Annotated in this window: 11 protein-coding genes, 2 tRNA genes and 3 rRNA genes; 3 read left to right on the forward strand and 13 right to left on the reverse strand. The window is 55.6% G+C overall.

All coding sequences use genetic code 11. The features are described 5' to 3' along the window. Positions 1-392: 392 nt before the first annotated feature. From CFter6_RS21170 to CFter6_RS21180, 3 genes are all read left to right on the forward strand, one after another. Positions 393-1,208: a transporter substrate-binding domain-containing protein gene (locus CFter6_RS21170; RefSeq protein ID WP_082814932.1), complete on the forward strand. Its 816-nt coding sequence runs from the start codon at positions 393-395 to the stop codon at positions 1,206-1,208. A 136-nt stretch (positions 1,209-1,344) separates the two neighbouring features. Beyond that, positions 1,345-2,709: a chromate efflux transporter gene (gene chrA / locus CFter6_RS21175; protein WP_061542512.1), complete on the forward strand. Its 1,365-nt coding sequence runs from the start codon at positions 1,345-1,347 to the stop codon at positions 2,707-2,709. A 74-nt stretch (positions 2,710-2,783) separates the two neighbouring features. Further along, positions 2,784-3,110: a barstar family protein gene (locus tag CFter6_RS21180; protein ID WP_061542511.1), complete on the forward strand. Its 327-nt coding sequence runs from the start codon at positions 2,784-2,786 to the stop codon at positions 3,108-3,110. A gap of 9 nt (positions 3,111-3,119) precedes the next feature. Here CFter6_RS21180 and CFter6_RS21185 read toward each other — a convergent pair whose 3' ends face one another. The 13 genes from CFter6_RS21185 to CFter6_RS21245 form a co-directional block, all read right to left on the reverse strand. Further along, positions 3,120-3,938 carry a phosphodiesterase gene (locus CFter6_RS21185; RefSeq protein WP_061541596.1) on the reverse strand — a complete coding sequence of 273 codons (819 nt, stop codon included), beginning with the start codon at positions 3,936-3,938 and terminating at the stop codon, positions 3,120-3,122. Continuing rightward, complete coding sequence (locus CFter6_RS21190) at positions 3,935-4,996, reverse strand: ABC transporter ATP-binding protein (protein ID WP_061541597.1); 1,062 nt, start codon at positions 4,994-4,996, stop codon at positions 3,935-3,937. Before CFter6_RS21190 ends, CFter6_RS21185 begins: the two co-directional genes overlap by 4 nt. After that, positions 4,993-5,808 carry an ABC transporter permease gene (locus tag CFter6_RS21195; RefSeq protein ID WP_061542513.1) on the reverse strand — a complete coding sequence of 272 codons (816 nt, stop codon included), beginning with the start codon at positions 5,806-5,808 and terminating at the stop codon, positions 4,993-4,995. Before CFter6_RS21195 ends, CFter6_RS21190 begins: the two co-directional genes overlap by 4 nt. After that, a complete protein-coding gene (locus CFter6_RS21200; protein ID WP_061541598.1) occupies positions 5,805-6,650 on the reverse strand; it encodes an ABC transporter permease in 846 nt (281 codons plus the stop codon). Before CFter6_RS21200 ends, CFter6_RS21195 begins: the two co-directional genes overlap by 4 nt. Next, positions 6,647-7,654: an ABC transporter substrate-binding protein gene (locus CFter6_RS21205; RefSeq protein WP_061541599.1), complete on the reverse strand. Its 1,008-nt coding sequence runs from the start codon at positions 7,652-7,654 to the stop codon at positions 6,647-6,649. Before CFter6_RS21205 ends, CFter6_RS21200 begins: the two co-directional genes overlap by 4 nt. 19 nt (positions 7,655-7,673) lie before the next feature. Next, positions 7,674-8,696: a LacI family DNA-binding transcriptional regulator gene (locus CFter6_RS21210; RefSeq protein ID WP_061541600.1), complete on the reverse strand. Its 1,023-nt coding sequence runs from the start codon at positions 8,694-8,696 to the stop codon at positions 7,674-7,676. 154 nt (positions 8,697-8,850) lie between these two features. Beyond that, on the reverse strand, positions 8,851-9,306 hold the full coding sequence (locus tag CFter6_RS21215) for a GNAT family N-acetyltransferase (protein WP_061541601.1): 456 nt from the start codon (positions 9,304-9,306) through the stop codon (positions 8,851-8,853). Between the two features lie 101 nt (positions 9,307-9,407). Next, positions 9,408-9,520 (reverse strand): 5S ribosomal RNA (gene rrf, locus CFter6_RS21220). Positions 9,521-9,696: 176 nt separating this feature from the next. Beyond that, positions 9,697-12,571, reverse strand: a 23S ribosomal RNA gene (locus tag CFter6_RS21225). A 331-nt stretch (positions 12,572-12,902) separates the two neighbouring features. Continuing rightward, a tRNA-Ala gene (locus CFter6_RS21230) sits at positions 12,903-12,978 on the reverse strand. Positions 12,979-12,987: 9 nt separating this feature from the next. Next, positions 12,988-13,064 (reverse strand) — tRNA-Ile (locus CFter6_RS21235). Between the two features lie 125 nt (positions 13,065-13,189). Next, a 16S ribosomal RNA gene (locus CFter6_RS21240) occupies positions 13,190-14,720 on the reverse strand. The 16S, 23S and 5S rRNA genes sit together here with 2 tRNA genes alongside, the layout of an rRNA operon. A 560-nt stretch (positions 14,721-15,280) precedes the next feature. Then, positions 15,281-15,985 (reverse strand): MgtC/SapB family protein, encoded by a 705-nt coding sequence (locus tag CFter6_RS21245; protein ID WP_061541602.1) that lies wholly within the window; start codon positions 15,983-15,985, stop codon positions 15,281-15,283. Between the last annotated feature and the right edge of the window lie 135 nt (positions 15,986-16,120).

Genomic DNA, 16,120 nt, shown 5'->3' on the forward strand with positions numbered 1-16,120 from the left:
ACGGGTATCGAAGCCGCGGCCGGAACAGACGCGGGGCGAAGACAGGGTTTCGGCAAGCATGCTTGCCGCTGTCTGAGCGGTTTTCGCCGCCGCCAGAAATGGAGGCCGTTTTGTTTGGCACGTCAAAATCTGGAACTCAAGTCCGGTCCGGTGAGGCAAGGAAACAACAAATCGTCTCGCATTCGAGGCATTTTCCAAGCCTTTTCACACTCCCTGCCAACAGTTTTTTTGTAAATTCGCAGGAAAGAAACAGCGCGACACAATTCCCGATTATTCCGTATACAAACTTTCTGCACAGACATAGAATCCTGTGCGTAACAATCGTTGCAGCAGCAATGCGAGCCATTGAAAAATGGACATGAGTTCGTTCAATTGATTCTGGGAGTCTTCTTGTGAAGCGTTACACCGGTGTATTTGCATGTATTCTTGTCTATTCCCTTGCCTTGGCAACCACCTTGCTGCCGGCCCATGAGAGCCGCGCCGATGCACTGGAAGATGTGCAGAACCGCCGCGCGATCCGCATCGCGGTGCCAAAAGATACGCCGCCGTTCGGCGCCTCGAACCAGTACAAGGCGCTGGAAGGTTTCGATGTCTCGATCGCCAGGATGATTGCACTGGAACTGGGCGTCAAGCTGGACATGGTGCCGCTCGACAGCGGCGACCGCATTCCGTCGCTGCTGAACCGGCATGTCGACCTGGTGATCTCCAGCCTCGGCAAAAATCCTGAACGTCAAAAACAGATCGATTTTTCGCAAGCTTACGCGCCGTTTTACCTCGGCGTCTTCGGCGCGCCGGGTATCGACGTCAAGAACGCGGCTGGATTGGCCGGCAAGACTATCGCAGTGCTCAAAGGCTCGATCGAAGACGGGGAATTGAGCAAGGTTGCGCCTGCATCGGCCAATATCAAGCGCTTCGCCACCGAACCTGAGGCCGTCAAATCCTATTTGCAGGGCGAGTCCAAATTGCTGGCGGCCGGCAACGTGCTGATTTCCGCCTTTACCAAAGAGCAAGCGGAAGCAACCCAGCTGAAAATCGTGCTGAAAGATTCACCCTGCTTTATCGGCATTAATAAAAACGAAACTGCATTGCTGAACAAGGTCAATGCCATGCTCAGCACCATCAAGCAAAACGGCATGCTTAATGTCAACGCGCAGCGCTGGTTCAAGGCGCCTTTGCCAGACAGCGTTCTGCATAGCACTATCGAATAAAACCGAACCGTGCTGCATCGGATGGAAAAATGGGATTCCGCAACCGGAGTCCCTTTTCTTTTTGTAGGATAAGCTTGTGCAAAGCTGGCGGCGCGGCGCCGTGACGGCATCCAGCGATATTGACGAAACCAGGCATATGAACCAATCCGGAACTCCATCCGCAGCGCGCACAGATCTTCCCCCACCTGCGGTCAGCTTTCGGGAGGCGTTCCTGTTCTGGCTGAAACTGGGTTTCATCAGTTTCGGTGGGCCTGCCGGCCAGATCTCCATCATGCACCAGGAACTGGTTGAGAACCGACGCTGGATTTCGGAACGGCGCTTTCTGCATGCGCTGAACTACTGCATGGTGCTGCCAGGCCCTGAGGCGCAACAACTGGCCACTTACATCGGCTGGTTGATGCACCGCTCATGGGGCGGTATCGTGGCCGGCGTCTTGTTCGTGCTGCCCTCGCTGCTGATCCTGATCGCCCTGTCCTGGGTGTATATCGCCTTTGGCAATTTGCCGCTGGTCGCCGGCCTGTTCTATGGCATCAAGCCCGCCGTGACCGCCATCGTGCTGCAGGCAGCGCACCGGATCGGCTCGCGCGCGCTCAAGAACAATGCCTTGTGGGCGATTGCCGCAGCGTCCTTCGTGGCGATTTTTGCCTTGCAACTGCCGTTCCCGGCCATCATCGCCGCCGCGGCGCTGATAGGTTACGTCGGCGGCCGCATCGCGCCGGACCGTTTCAAGACTGGAGGCGCACACGGCATGGCGGACCAGTCGTTTGGAGCGGCGCTGATCGACGACCATACGCCGACGCCGAGGCATGCGCAATTTCGCTGGCGCACCTTGTCATGGATAGCTACCGCGGGCGCCTTGCTGTGGGCGCTGCCGATGGGCCTGCTGACAGCGTTCTACGGCTGGCATGGCGCCCTGACGCAAATGGGCTGGTTTTTCACCAAGGCCGCGCTGCTGACCTTCGGCGGCGCTTACGCGGTACTGCCCTATGTGTATCAAGGCGCGGTCGAACACTATGGCTGGCTGACGCCGACACAAATGATCGATGGCCTGGCGTTAGGCGAGACCACGCCCGGACCGCTGATCATGGTGGTGGCTTTTGTCGGCTTCGTCGGCGCTTATGTCAAAGCCGTGTTCGGGCCGGACAGCCTGTTTCTTGCCGGCGCCGCTGCTGCGACATTGGTGACCTGGTTCACTTTCCTGCCCTCTTTCCTGTTCATCCTGGCCGGCGGCCCGCTGATCGAAGCCACCCACCATGACCTCAAGTTTACCGCGCCTCTGACGGCGATAACCGCCGCCGTGGTGGGCGTGATCCTGAACCTGGCGGTGTTCTTCGGCTACCACGTGCTCTGGCCGCAGGGTTTTGCCGGCGCCTTCGACTGGATATCGGCGTTGATCGCGCTGGCCGCAGCTGTCGCCCTGTTCCGTTTCAAGCGCAATGTGATCCATGTCATCGCGGCGTGTGCGGTAAGCGGCCTGGCCCTGAAGATGTGGGTGCTGTAACTCGAATCACGCAACTAGTTGCAGCAGATGTGATAAGTTCGGCAGACGACCCGGAATTCAAGCAGGAGAACATTATGCCAAGCGCACGCCTGAATGGCGAAATCATCACCGATTGGGACAGCTTTCATACCGAATGCGCACAGGTGTTCGGTTTTCCCGAATTCTACGGCCGCAACATGAATGCCTGGATCGATTGCCTCAGTTATTTGCGCGATGAAGACGGCATGAGCAAGTTCCGGCTGCAGGAAAACGAAGTGCTGAGCATCGAGATATCGCACAGCGAAAAACTGCGCCAGCAGGCGCCCGAGATCATCGAGGAGCTGGAATTCTGCATCGCCGCGATCAATGAACGCTACGACGACTACGGCGAAAAACCGGCGCTGAAACTGACGCTCCGCTAGCAGCCTGGCTTAATCGATCAGATCGTCGCCATCATAGAACGGATACGGCCCGTCGAACTCTCCGACATAGGCGGTATGGCTGATCAGGCCGGTCTCCGCATCCCACAGGTGCAACTGGAATGCCGGTGGTTCCATGACGAACTGCGAGGCGGCCTGCGGACTGAGGTCCAGCGCCACCTGGTGCGCGACGCCGGGACAGGTGGAGGCGATCGTACCGCCGAAGCGCACCTGGATGCTTCGGTGCAAATGGCCGCAAAGAATGCGCTCAACCTGCGGGTGGCGACGCACCACGTCAGCCAATGCCTGCGGCTGCGCCAGACCTATCTGATCCATATGGCCGATGCCGGTCTTGAACGGCGGATGATGCATCACAATGACTGTCGGTTTATCCGGCTGCGCTTGCAATACCTGGTCCAGCCAGGCCAGGCTGGCAGGCCCCAGCGCACCACCGCTGGCCTGCGGGATGACCGTGTCCAGGGCGACAATGCGCAGAGGATAATCGTCGATTACATATTCGATCCTCTCTGCGCTTTGCCGCAGGTAAGCATGATCTGGAAACGCGGCGCGCAGCGCGCTGCGCTCATCGTGGTTACCCGGCAGCAGGTAGTAAGGCATGTCCAGGGGCTGCAGCAGCTGGCGCAGGAATGCATATTCTTGCGGCTTGCCGAAATCGACCAGGTCGCCGGTCAGCACCACCGCATCGGGCCGCTGCCTGAGCTGATTGACCTGCGCCACGCAACGCCTCAGGCTTTCAGCCGTATCGACGATGCGGTACGATTTTTTGCCGCCTGCCTTGATGTGCAAATCGGAAATCTGGCAAAGAATCATGCTGCTGCTCCATGGTTAAAGTGCAGCAGCGCATGTTCCGCTACGCGCAACGCAATTGCCTCGCCTGCCTGCCAGGAAGCCCGCCTGCCGGTTTCAACAACGACCGGCTGTTCGGCGCCGATATCGATCAGCAAGCGCGTTCTGTCTCCCAGGAAGAAGGTAGACAGCACGGCGCCTTGCATGTTCGCGCCAGCCGTGCCGGCGGCGACGATTTCCACATCTTCCGGGCGGAACATCAGGGTTGCCGCCGATGCCGGCGACGTTGCGGTGAACGGCAGCATGCCGCCGGCAAATCTCAGGTAGCCGTCGTGCACCCGGCCCGTCACTCGGTTCATGGTGCCGATGAAATCGGCCACAAAATGGCTGGCGGGACGATAGTAGATATCCTGCGGGCTGCCGATCTGCGCAATCCTGCCGCGCTCCATCACTACTACCCGGTCGCCCAGCGCCATGGCTTCGCCTTGATCGTGCGTCACATAGATTGCCGTGATGCCGAGCTTGCGCAACAGCTGGTTGAGATCGGCGCGCAAGGTTTCGCGCAGTTTGGCATCCAGCGCGGTCAATGGCTCATCCAGCAACAGCACCTTGGGTTCGACCGCCAATGCACGGGCCAGCGCGACCCGCTGTTTTTGACCGCCCGACAGCTGGTCGATGCGCCTGTGGCTCAATCCTTGCAGGTGCACCATCTCCAGCAGCGTTTCGATTTTTGCCAGGCGTTGAGCTGCCGGCATTTTGCGGATCTTCAAACCATAGGCAATGTTTTCACCAACCGTCATGTTGGGAAACAAGGCGTAATTCTGGAACACCATGCCGACGCCGCGTTTTTCTATCGGCAAAGCGGTGACGTCTTCGCCGCCGAACAAGACCTGGCCGCCTGCATCCGGAAATTCGAGCCCTGCTATCAGGCGCAAGGTGGTGGTTTTGCCGCAGCCGGACGGCCCTAGCAGGACAACGGTTTCCCCGGGCTCGATTGCCAGCTCTATCGGCTGCAGCGCCTGTGCGCCGTTGGCGAAGGTTTTACCGCACTGGATTAGTTGGATGGAAACAGCATTCTTCATAAACGGACTCTTGAACGTGTGGCATGCGTCACCCATTGCATGGCGATCAGCAGCGGAATGATCATCAGGAAGAAGATCAGCGTGTAGGCGGAACCGACTTCGAGCCGCATCGAGGCATAGCTATCGGCCAGCCCGACCGGCAGCGTCATGGTCAGGGGCGTATGCAGCATCCAGGTGATGTTGAATTCGCCTATCGACAAGGTCACCACCATCAGGGCGCCGGCAAGGATGCCTGAAAACACGTTGGGAATCACGATCCCGAAGAACCGCTGCCCCAGTCCCGCGCCAAGGCTGGCCGCGGCTTCCTCCAGCACCGACAATTGCGACGACTGCATTACCGCCAGCACCGGACGCACCATGAATGGCAGCGTAAACAGCACATGGCCGACCAGGATAAACAGCAGGCTGCCGCGAAATTCCCGATACTGGCCGTACGCCATGATCAGGGCCAGTGCCGTCGCCAGCCCCGGCACAGCTACCGGCATCATCAGCAGTTCTTCGATCACGCGCGCCAGCCGGCTGTTGCCGCCGCGATGGCGCGCCAGCATGTAAGCCAGCGGCACGCCGGCGACAGTGGTGATTGCCAGGCAAGCCAATGCGATGGCAATCGAACGCCAGATCGTCTGCTGATAGGTATCCCAGACCTGCACCACCCAGCGTAAAGTGAAACCGCTGGACCAGCCGATGAAGAAATTCTCGGTGACGCCAGCCAGCATCGACAACACGATGGGCACGATCAGGAATGCACACACCAGCAAGGTGAATCCCAGCTGCAGATAGAAGCGGAAAGGAAAACGAAAAGAAGGCTTCATGCCGCTGCTCCCGCCGCATTGCCTGACCATGAACGTGCCAGCGCCAGCACCAGCCAGGTGGTCGCTCCCAATACGATCGACAGCGCGGCTGCCATCGAAAAATTGGCATAGCTGGTAAATTCGTTATAGATCGCCATAGGCAATACGTCAATATTGGTCGCTAGCGTGAAGGCTGTGCCAAATGCGCCGACGCTGGTGGCAAAACAGATCGCGCCGGAGGACACCAGCGCCGGCGCCAAAGCCGGCAGCACGATATCGGCGAATACCCGCAGCGGATTGGCGCCTAGCGAGCGCGCCGCTTCTTCCAGCGCCGGATCGAGTTTTTCCGCCGCCGCCATCACCGTCAGGATCACGCGCGGAATCGAAAAATAGAGATAACCCAGGAACAGGCCGCCCAGCGAATAGGCGAATACCCAGGCGTCGCCGAACAGCCAGTTTGTCACGGCGCCAATCAAGCCTTGGCGACCGGCCAGCATGATCACCATGAAACCGACTACCACCCCGGGAAACGCCAGCGGGAAAGTCAGCATGGCCAGCAGCAGCGCTTTGCCGGCAAAACGATTACGCTGCAAAAACAGCCCGACCAGGGAAGAAATCATCAATGTCGCCAATGTGACTGCGGCCGACAACAGCAAGGTCGACATCAGGCTGGTGAAATAATGGCGGTTGGTCAGCACGGCAATATACGCTGCGGCGCCGCTCGGCCCGCTGGCGCCGACTTCTAGCAGGCGCAGCATCGGCAGCAGCCAGAAGGCCAGGAACAACGTCACGCCTGGCGCTGCAAACAGCAGGTAAATGTGGCGCCCGGCTGGCGTGCGCCGCTTCTGGCTATGCCGGTTCACCGCAATTCAGCCTGATAACGTTCGCTGAATTTACGCTGGACCTCGGCCATCTTGCCGTAGTCGACCGGCTTGGCGCGGGCATACTCCGCAGCCGGCAGGAAACGTGACTGGGCCTCCTTGGAAATGGCGGAAGCACGCACCGGCCGCAGGTAGGCATTGGCCCAAATCGCCTGTCCTTCGTTGGACAGCAGGAAATCGAGTACTTTCTTGGCGTTGGCAGGATTCGGGCCGTTCTTCACCAGGCTGACCACATACGGCACCGTCACCGTTCCTTCGCTAGGGATCACAAACGCGACGTTGGCTTTGTCTTTGTATTTGGCGCGATAGGCATCGAAGTCATAACCGAACAAAATCGGGATCTCGCCAGACAGCAGGCGTGCATAGGACGTCTGCTTGGGCACGATGGGCTGGTTTTTTTGCAGCGCCTTGAAATAATTGAGGCCCGGCGTGAAGTTGTCGAGGGTGCCGCCCAGCGCCTGATTGACCGCCACCGCGCCGACATAGCCGACAAAAGCGCTGGCCGGATCGAGATAGCCGATCAGTCCTTTGTATTCCGGCTTCAGCAAGTCCTGCCAGGAGCGCGGCACCGGTTTCCCCTTGAGCGCATCGACATTCACCATCAGGCCCATGGTGCCGGAATGGATGGTAAACCAATAACCGTCGGGATCTTTCAGGTCGGCCGGAATCTCATTCCAACCAGCCGGCTTGTAAGGAGTCACGACCTCGTTCTTTTTGGCTTCGATGCCGAAGGTCACGCCGACATAGGTGAAGTCGGCCACCGGGCTGGCTTTTTCGGCGATGATCTGCGACAGCGACTGGCCGCTGTTCTTGTTATCGGGCGGCACCGTGATGCCGGTCTTGTCCTTGATGGCCTTGATCTGTGTTGCCCAGTCAGCCCATTCGGGCGGACAGTTGTAGCAGATTGCGTTTTGCGCAAGGGCATGGGCCGATGCGGCCAGGGCGACGGCGGCGGCCATCGCATGGAAAACACGTGCTAAGCGCATGCTGGTTCCTTTCTTGAATTTAACTGTGAAAAGTTCTGACCGAGCCGCCCAGGCGGACGGTGTGAGGCAATAATTGCGCGGATGCCGGCGCCTGGCCCTCTTGTGGCTCTTCGATTGCACGCACCAGCGTGCGCAGCGCCAGTTCGCCGATCTGCTCGGATGGCTGGGCGACACTGCTCAGCATCGGATCCATCAGCTCGCCTAGCGGGATGCCGTCGAAACCCATCACCGATACGTCGTCGGGCACGCGCAGGCCAATTGCGCGCAGATCGCGCATGACGCTCAGCGCCAGTAAATCGTTGGAGCAGAACAACGCGCTTGGCCGCCGCAAGGGATCTCGAAAGATTTGCAGGTGCTCGGAGGAAAGTGCGGCATAGGTATGGCGAGGAATTTCAATTGGCGTCAGCGCTTGCAATCCGTGCTCGTGCATTGCCTGCCGGTAGCCGTGATAGCGTTGCAGGGCCCGGTCGGAAGCGTGAAATTGTCCGGACAGCATCTGGATCCGGGTATGGCCGAGGTTGATCAGATGGGTTACTGCCTCATGCGCGGCAGCCCGGTTATCGACCGATACGGATGGCCGCGCCGTCTGTTGCGGCTGGTTGTACACCAATACATACGGGATGTGTTCGCGGTCAAGTACATCCAGTGTGCTGCTCGCATCGGCATTGGTGACGGTAAGGATGATGCCGTCGACGCGATGCGCCAGCAGCAACTCGACGGCCGCGGATTCATCTTGCTGGCGATATTCGGTTGCGGTGAACATGACCGAATAGTCGCGCTGGCGCGCCGCCGTTTCTACTCCCTGCAGGCATTGCGCAAATACCGTGTTGGACAAAGTCGGCACCACCACGCCGACCGTGCGCGAACGTCCGGCGCGTAAATTGCGTCCGGTGAAATTCGGGCGGAAACCAAGGACTTCGATTGCCTGGTTAATCTTGCTGGCGGAATCGATGCTGACCGAATCCGGCTTGTTCAGCAGACGCGATACCGTGGCGATCGATACGCCGGCTTCCAGGGCTACCTGTTTGATGGATGGACGCACAATTTAATCCGCGATGTAAACGTTTACATCGTGCCAGCGCTTTGTTACGCGCTGATGACCGTGTGCAAGTCTGCCGGGATGGATTGCTTAGTGTTGTATTGCCGGCTCGGCTGCTGCCCAGCGTTGGATGGATGGCGTGGCCGCTGGAGCAGCGCTATCGTGCTGGACGAAGATAATAGATATCCCATTCCTCTTCTGCAAGGAATTCAAAGCCATGGCGCTGATAGAAACGATTGGCATCGCTTCCTCTCAGGGCGCCTACGCGCACCGGCAGTGAGATCGCATCGGCTTCTTTAAAGACTTGTGCAAGGACTGCGGCGCCGATTCCTTTTCCCTGGTTGCCGGGACGGATATAGAGATGGTCGAGCAGCAATTGACCTTGAGCAGGTTTGACAACCACAAAACCCAGGTGCTGGCCATCGACCAGCACGTGCCGTGTGTGCATTGCCGAAAAACCGGAGCGAAATCGTTCCCTTGCACGAATCGGGTCGAAGCGGCCGATACGTTCCAGGCTTTCGCGCATGGCGTCTATGCGCAATGCCACCAGTTCTTCAAAATCCGTTTCAATTGCCTGAACCAGGCTAACAGGCGGAGTATTTGCGGCAGACATGTTCGCCTCCAGAGTTTTCCTTCGATTGACCTGGCAATTGTAAACCGTCGTCCCAAAGCAAAAACCCTCTGCTGGTAAGAGCAGAGGGTTTTTTAATAAAAGCCTGACGATGACCTACTTTCACACTGGTTGCAGCACTATCATCGGCGCAAAGTCGTTTCACGGTCCTGTTCGGGATGGGAAGGGGTGGTACCAACTCGCTATGGTCATCAGGCATAACTTGTATCGTTTTTGTTCTCCGATTGGAGCAACAAAGAACGCAATTTAGAAGAAGTAGTTTTTTATACCGAACTCACTAGGGTGAGTGAGTCCGGTTGGGTATGAGTGTCCAAACGATTCTTTCGAATCTTGGCAAACAAATAAGCTCATCATATAACCTGCTAAGGTTATAGGGACAAGCCTCACGGGCAATTAGTATCAGTTAGCTTAACGTATTACTACGCTTCCACACCTGACCTATCAACGTCCTGGTCTCGAACGACCCTTTAGGGGAATCTAGTTCCCGGGAAATATCATCTTAAGGCAAGTTTCCCGCTTAGATGCTTTCAGCGGTTATCTCTTCCGAACTTAGCTACCCGGCAATGCCACTGGCGTGACAACCGGTACACCAGAGGTTCGTCCACTCCGGTCCTCTCGTACTAGGAGCAGCCCCCTTCAAATTTCCAACGCCCACGGCAGATAGGGACCAAACTGTCTCACGACGTTTTAAACCCAGCTCACGTACCACTTTAAATGGCGAACAGCCATACCCTTGGGACCGGCTACAGCCCCAGGATGTGATGAGCCGACATCGAGGTGCCAAACTCCCCCGTCGATATGAACTCTTGGGAGGAATCAGCCTGTTATCCCCAGAGTACCTTTTATCCGTTGAGCGATGGCCCTTCCATACAGAACCACCGGATCACTATGTCCTACTTTCGTACCTGCTCGACTTGTCAGTCTCGCAGTTAAGCACGCTTATGCCATTGCACTATTAGCACGATGTCCGACCGTACCTAGCGTACCTTCGAACTCCTCCGTTACACTTTGGGAGGAGACCGCCCCAGTCAAACTGCCTACCATGCACTGTCCCCGATCCGGATAACGGACCAAGGTTAGAACCTCAAACAAACCAGGGTGGTATTTCAAGGTTGGCTCCACGAGAACTAGCGTCCCCGCTTCAAAGCCTCCCACCTATCCTACACAGATTGGTTCAAAGTCCAATGCAAAGCTACAGTAAAGGTTCATGGGGTCTTTCCGTCTAGCCGCGGGTAGATTGCATCATCACAAACATTTCAACTTCGCTGAGTCTCGGGAGGAGACAGTGTGGCCATCGTTACGCCATTCGTGCAGGTCGGAACTTACCCGACAAGGAATTTCGCTACCTTAGGACCGTTATAGTTACGGCCGCCGTTTACTGGGACTTCAATCAAGAGCTTGCACCCCATCATTTAATCTTCCAGCACCGGGCAGGCGTCACACCCTATACGTCCACTTTCGTGTTTGCAGAGTGCTGTGTTTTTATTAAACAGTCGCAGCCACCTTTTTATTGCAGCCCTTTCGTCCTTCTGGCGCAGGCCAGTCAAACTACATGGGCGTACCTTATCCCGAAGTTACGGTACAAATTTGCCGAGTTCCTTCTCCCGAGTTCTCTCAAGCGCCTTAGAATACTCATCTCGCCCACCTGTGTCGGTTTGCGGTACGGTCTCGTGTGACTGAAGCTTAGAGGCTTTTCTTGGAACCACTTCCGATTGCTTCACCAATAAATTGGCTCGTCCCATACCCTTGAATTACGCTGCCGGATTTGCCTAACAGCCTTCTCTGATATAGGAACCGGGACTTCCAACACCCGGACAACCTTCCGCGATCCGTCCCCCCATCGCATCACACGACGGTGCAGGAATATTAACCTGCTTCCCATCAGCTACGCATCTCTGCCTCGCCTTAGGGGCCGACTCACCCTGCTCCGATGAACGTTGAACAGGAAACCTTGGGCTTACGGCGTGGGGGCTTTTCACCCCCATTATCGCTACTCATGTCAGCATTCGCACTTCTGATACCTCCAGCATCCTTTACAAGACACCTTCGCAGGCTTACAGAACGCTCTCCTACCATATCAATAAATTGATATCCGCAGCTTCGGTGACTGGCTTAGCCCCGTTACATCTTCCGCGCAGGACGACTCGATCAGTGAGCTATTACGCTTTCTTTAAAGGATGGCTGCTTCTAAGCCAACCTCCTGACTGTTTTAGCCTTCCCACTTCGTTTGCCACTTAGCCAATCTTTGGGACCTTAGCTGGCGGTCTGGGTTGTTTCCCTCTTGACGTCGGACGTTAGCACCCGGCGTCTGTCTCCCAAGCTCGCACTCATCGGTATTCGGAGTTTGCAATGGTTTGGTAAGTCTCGATGACCCCCTAGCCATAACAGTGCTCTACCCCCGATGGTGATACTTGAGGCACTACCTAAATAGTTTTCGGAGAGAACCAGCTATTTCCAAGTTTGTTTAGCCTTTCACCCCTACCCACAGCTCATCCCCTAATTTTTCAACATTAGTGGGTTCGGACCTCCAGTGCGTGTTACCGCACCTTCATCCTGGCCATGAGTAGATCACTTGGTTTCGGGTCTACACCCAGCGACTGAACGCCCTATTCGGACTCGATTTCTCTACGCCTTCCCTATACGGTTAAGCTTGCCACTGAATGTAAGTCGCTGACCCATTATACAAAAGGTACGCAGTCACGGAACAAGTCCGCTCCTACTGTTTGTATGCACACGGTTTCAGGATCTATTTCACTCCCCTTCCGGGGTTCTTTTCGCCTTTCCCTCACGGTACTGGTTCACTATCGGTCGATATCGAGTATTTAGCCTTGGAGGATGGTCCCCCCATGTTCAGACAGGATTACACGTGTCCCGCCCTACTTGTTGCAAGCTTAGTTCCACAATGATCATTTCGTATAAGGGGCTATCACCCTCTATGGCCGACGTTTCCAAGTCGTTCTACTATGTCCACTGCTAAAACTTGCGGCTGTTCCCATTTCGCTCGCCACTACTTTGGGAATCTCGGTTGATTTCTTTTCCTGCAGCTACTTAGATGTTTCAGTTCGCCGCGTTCGCTTTGCATACCTATGTATTCAGTATGCAATGACCACTAGGGCCGGGTTTCCCCATTCGGAAATCTGCGGATCAAAGCTTGTTTGCTAGCTCCCCGCAGCTTATCGCAAGCTACTACGTCCTTCATCGCCTGATATCGCCAAGGCATCCACCATGTGCACTTATTCACTTGTCCCTATAACTTTAGCCTCTGAGTGCGTTCACACCCAAAAAGCGGTTATAGAGGTATTTCTATGAGTTTAGCGTTTGCCGTATCCAAAGTGTTTTCGCATGTCCATGCAGCTTGCGCCCATGGACTCTTTTGAGAACTCTTTACATACTTTTTGATTTGATACAATCATACCCATCCACAACAATGTCTTGTCATGGACGAATCTTTACTACTTCTTCTAAATTGTTAAAGAACAGTTATTGCTTTTGATCTTAAAAAGACCAAACCTAAATCCCAGTGCCTATCCTTCGCACCGACTTAGGTTTGATATTTCACGATTCTCACCAAGGAAACTTGGTGGAGGTTGACGGGATCGAACCGACGACCCCCTGCTTGCAAAGCAGGTGCTCTCCCAGCTGAGCTAAACCCCCGGAAATCTTTGGTGGGTCTGGTTGGGCTCGAACCAACGACCCCCGCGTTATCAACACGGTGCTCTAACCAACTGAGCTACAGACCCGCTTGGATCAGTACGAGCCTACCATCAACTATCGCGTATCTCTACGCAACAGCCTTTGACCGATACCTGTTCTTCTTAACTAACAGACGATAAGTGTGGACGCTTAACTTTCATGCAAACTCTAGAAAGGAGGTGATCCAGCCGCACCTTCCGATACGGCTACCTTGTTACGACTTCACCCCAGTCACGAATCCTACCGTGGTAAGCGCCCTCCTTACGGTTAGGCTACCTACTTCTGGTAAAACCCGCTCCCATGGTGTGACGGGCGGTGTGTACAAGACCCGGGAACGTATTCACCGCGACATGCTGATCCGCGATTACTAGCGATTCCAACTTCATGTAGTCGAGTTGCAGACTACAATCCGGACTACGATACACTTTCTGGGATTAGCTCCCCCTCGCGGGTTGGCGGCCCTCTGTATGTACCATTGTATGACGTGTGAAGCCCTACCCATAAGGGCCATGAGGACTTGACGTCATCCCCACCTTCCTCCGGTTTGTCACCGGCAGTCTCATTAGAGTGCCCTTTCGTAGCAACTAATGACAAGGGTTGCGCTCGTTGCGGGACTTAACCCAACATCTCACGACACGAGCTGACGACAGCCATGCAGCACCTGTGTTACAGCTTTCTTTCGAACACTCCCAAATCTCTTCGGGATTCTGTACATGTCAAGGGTAGGTAAGGTTTTTCGCGTTGCATCGAATTAATCCACATCATCCACCGCTTGTGCGGGTCCCCGTCAATTCCTTTGAGTTTTAATCTTGCGACCGTACTCCCCAGGCGGTCTACTTCACGCGTTAGCTGCGTTACCAAGTCAATTAAGACCCGACAACTAGTAGACATCGTTTAGGGCGTGGACTACCAGGGTATCTAATCCTGTTTGCTCCCCACGCTTTCGTGCATGAGCGTCAGTGTTATCCCAGGGGGCTGCCTTCGCCATCGGTATTCCTCCACATCTCTACGCATTTCACTGCTACACGTGGAATTCTACCCCCCTCTGACACACTCTAGCCTTGCAGTCACAAATGCCATTCCCAGGTTAAGCCCGGGGATTTCACACCTGTCTTACAAAACCGCCTGCGCACGCTTTACGCCCAGTAATTCCGATTAACGCTTGCACCCTACGTATTACCGCGGCTGCTGGCACGTAGTTAGCCGGTGCTTATTCTTCAGGTACCGTCATTAGGGGACCGTATTAGGATCCCCCGTTTCTTCCCTGACAAAAGAGCTTTACAACCCGAAGGCCTTCTTCACTCACGCGGCATTGCTGGATCAGGGTTGCCCCCATTGTCCAAAATTCCCCACTGCTGCCTCCCGTAGGAGTCTGGGCCGTGTCTCAGTCCCAGTGTGGCTGGTCGTCCTCTCAGACCAGCTACTGATCGATGCCTTGGTGAGCCTTTACCTCACCAACTAGCTAATCAGATATCGGCCGCTCTATGAGCATGAGGTCTTGCGAGCCCCCACTTTCATCCGTAGATCGTATGCGGTATTAGCTAGTCTTTCGACTAGTTATCCCCCACTCAAAGGTACGTTCCGATATATTACTCACCCGTTCGCCACTCGTCAGCGGAGCAAGCTCCCTGTTACCGTTCGACTTGCATGTGTAAGGCATGCCGCCAGCGTTCAATCTGAGCCAGGATCAAACTCTTCAGTTCAATCTCTGTTTTGTGGCATTGCTGCCTAGCATCTCTGCTATCGCTCACTCAAAATACTGACAGGCCACTTTCTTTCAAAAGCGCCTATTTTCTTCTTTTGTGAACATTTAATGTTTTAAGTTATACGCCACCCATTTACATGAATGACGCTGCACTTCCATCAAACGCCCACACTTATCGACTGTTAATTGTTAAAGAACCTTCTACTTCGCGTCACCAGCATGCCGGTTCGCGTCGCCAACAAATCGTTTTGTTTGTCAGCAGCAGAGAGATGAGATTATGTGGCGTTTCCAGCTTTTCGTCAACTACTTTTTTTACTACTTACCGAAAAACTTTTACCTGCCCACATCACCTGCAAACCCCCTTTTCCCCTCTCAAACTCCACTCACAAAACAGCTCTAACTTCTCTTCGCTGTCTCGGTAATTTCGCGTCGTTCTCAACGGGAGGCGAACTATAGCAACCCTTCTTCACCCCAGCAAGCATTTTTTCGCTCTTTCCTTAAAATATTTCTATTTACCCCTTTTACCCACCGCTCCCGCCTCCGGCAGCGGCCTGTCCGCTATGCATCAACAGAGTTCAGCACCGCCCAGCGGGCGGCGCTGACGCCCTTTTCCAGGCTGACCCGGCTCACTATCTGCTCCAGCTGCAGGTGGTTGCTAGGTGAAGTAATCAGATCCGCCCGTACTTCCAGCTGGGTGCCGGAAGCCAGGTCCTCGCTGTGCAACGACTGCACCACCAAGTGCGGCATGCCATTGAGCATATGCAGCATCAAGGTACGCACCTGCACCTCGTCTTCCGGCCGGCATACTATAGAGAGGCGATAGACCTGCTCGATTTCAGTCGCGCTATGCAGGTCTTGCTGGTTGATCATGTGAGAGACGCCTCGCAGCAATACATTAGCCCCGAGGATCGCCGCCGCGCCAATGGCGGCTTCCAGCGCATGGCCGAGCCCGCACAACACGCCGACCGCCGCCGAACACCACAGTGTCGCTGCGGTATTGAGCCCGCGCACGTTAATCCCTTCGCGCATGATGACGCCGGCGCCAAGGAAACCGATGCCGGATACTACATAAGAGGCGATCCGCGTCGCCCCCTGCGGATCCGATTCGAATGCCGACACCATGACAAACAGCGAGGCGCCTATCGATACCAGCGCATTGGTCCGCAAACCGGCCATGCGCTGGCGCATCTGGCGCTCCGCTCCTATCAGCGAACCTAAGGTCAGGGCCAGCAATACCCGCAGGGTAAATATTTTCCAATCCATCTTCACTGCCTCTCTATATGCGTCGCCATGCCGGATGGCGACATTCCATGGGTGCGCAGCGCTGCTTCATGCACTGAAGGTCAGCTGGCAACGCAAACAAACGAATGGGTGGGACAGGCGGCGATGCGAGATCGC

Origin of the sequence: Collimonas fungivorans, from assembly GCF_001584145.1 — a bacterium.
In the GTDB taxonomy this organism is placed as follows: Bacteria; Pseudomonadota; Gammaproteobacteria; order Burkholderiales; family Burkholderiaceae_D; genus Collimonas; species Collimonas fungivorans.

Excerpts from the sequence above, each read along its gene's own strand:
- chrA (WP_061542512.1), top strand. The coding sequence starts at position 1,345 with ATGAACCAATCCGGAACTCCATCCGCAGCGCGCACAGATCTTCCCCCA.
- CFter6_RS21245 (WP_061541602.1), bottom strand. The coding sequence starts at position 15,985 with ATGGATTGGAAAATATTTACCCTGCGGGTATTGCTGGCCCTGACCTTA.
- CFter6_RS21195 (WP_061542513.1), bottom strand. The coding sequence starts at position 5,808 with ATGAAGCCTTCTTTTCGTTTTCCTTTCCGCTTCTATCTGCAGCTGGGA.
- CFter6_RS21205 (WP_061541599.1), bottom strand. The coding sequence starts at position 7,654 with ATGCGCTTAGCACGTGTTTTCCATGCGATGGCCGCCGCCGTCGCCCTG.
- CFter6_RS21190 (WP_061541597.1), bottom strand. The coding sequence starts at position 4,996 with ATGAAGAATGCTGTTTCCATCCAACTAATCCAGTGCGGTAAAACCTTC.
- CFter6_RS21185 (WP_061541596.1), bottom strand. The coding sequence starts at position 3,938 with ATGATTCTTTGCCAGATTTCCGATTTGCACATCAAGGCAGGCGGCAAA.
- CFter6_RS21180 (WP_061542511.1), top strand. The coding sequence starts at position 2,784 with ATGCCAAGCGCACGCCTGAATGGCGAAATCATCACCGATTGGGACAGC.
- CFter6_RS21215 (WP_061541601.1), bottom strand. The coding sequence starts at position 9,306 with ATGTCTGCCGCAAATACTCCGCCTGTTAGCCTGGTTCAGGCAATTGAA.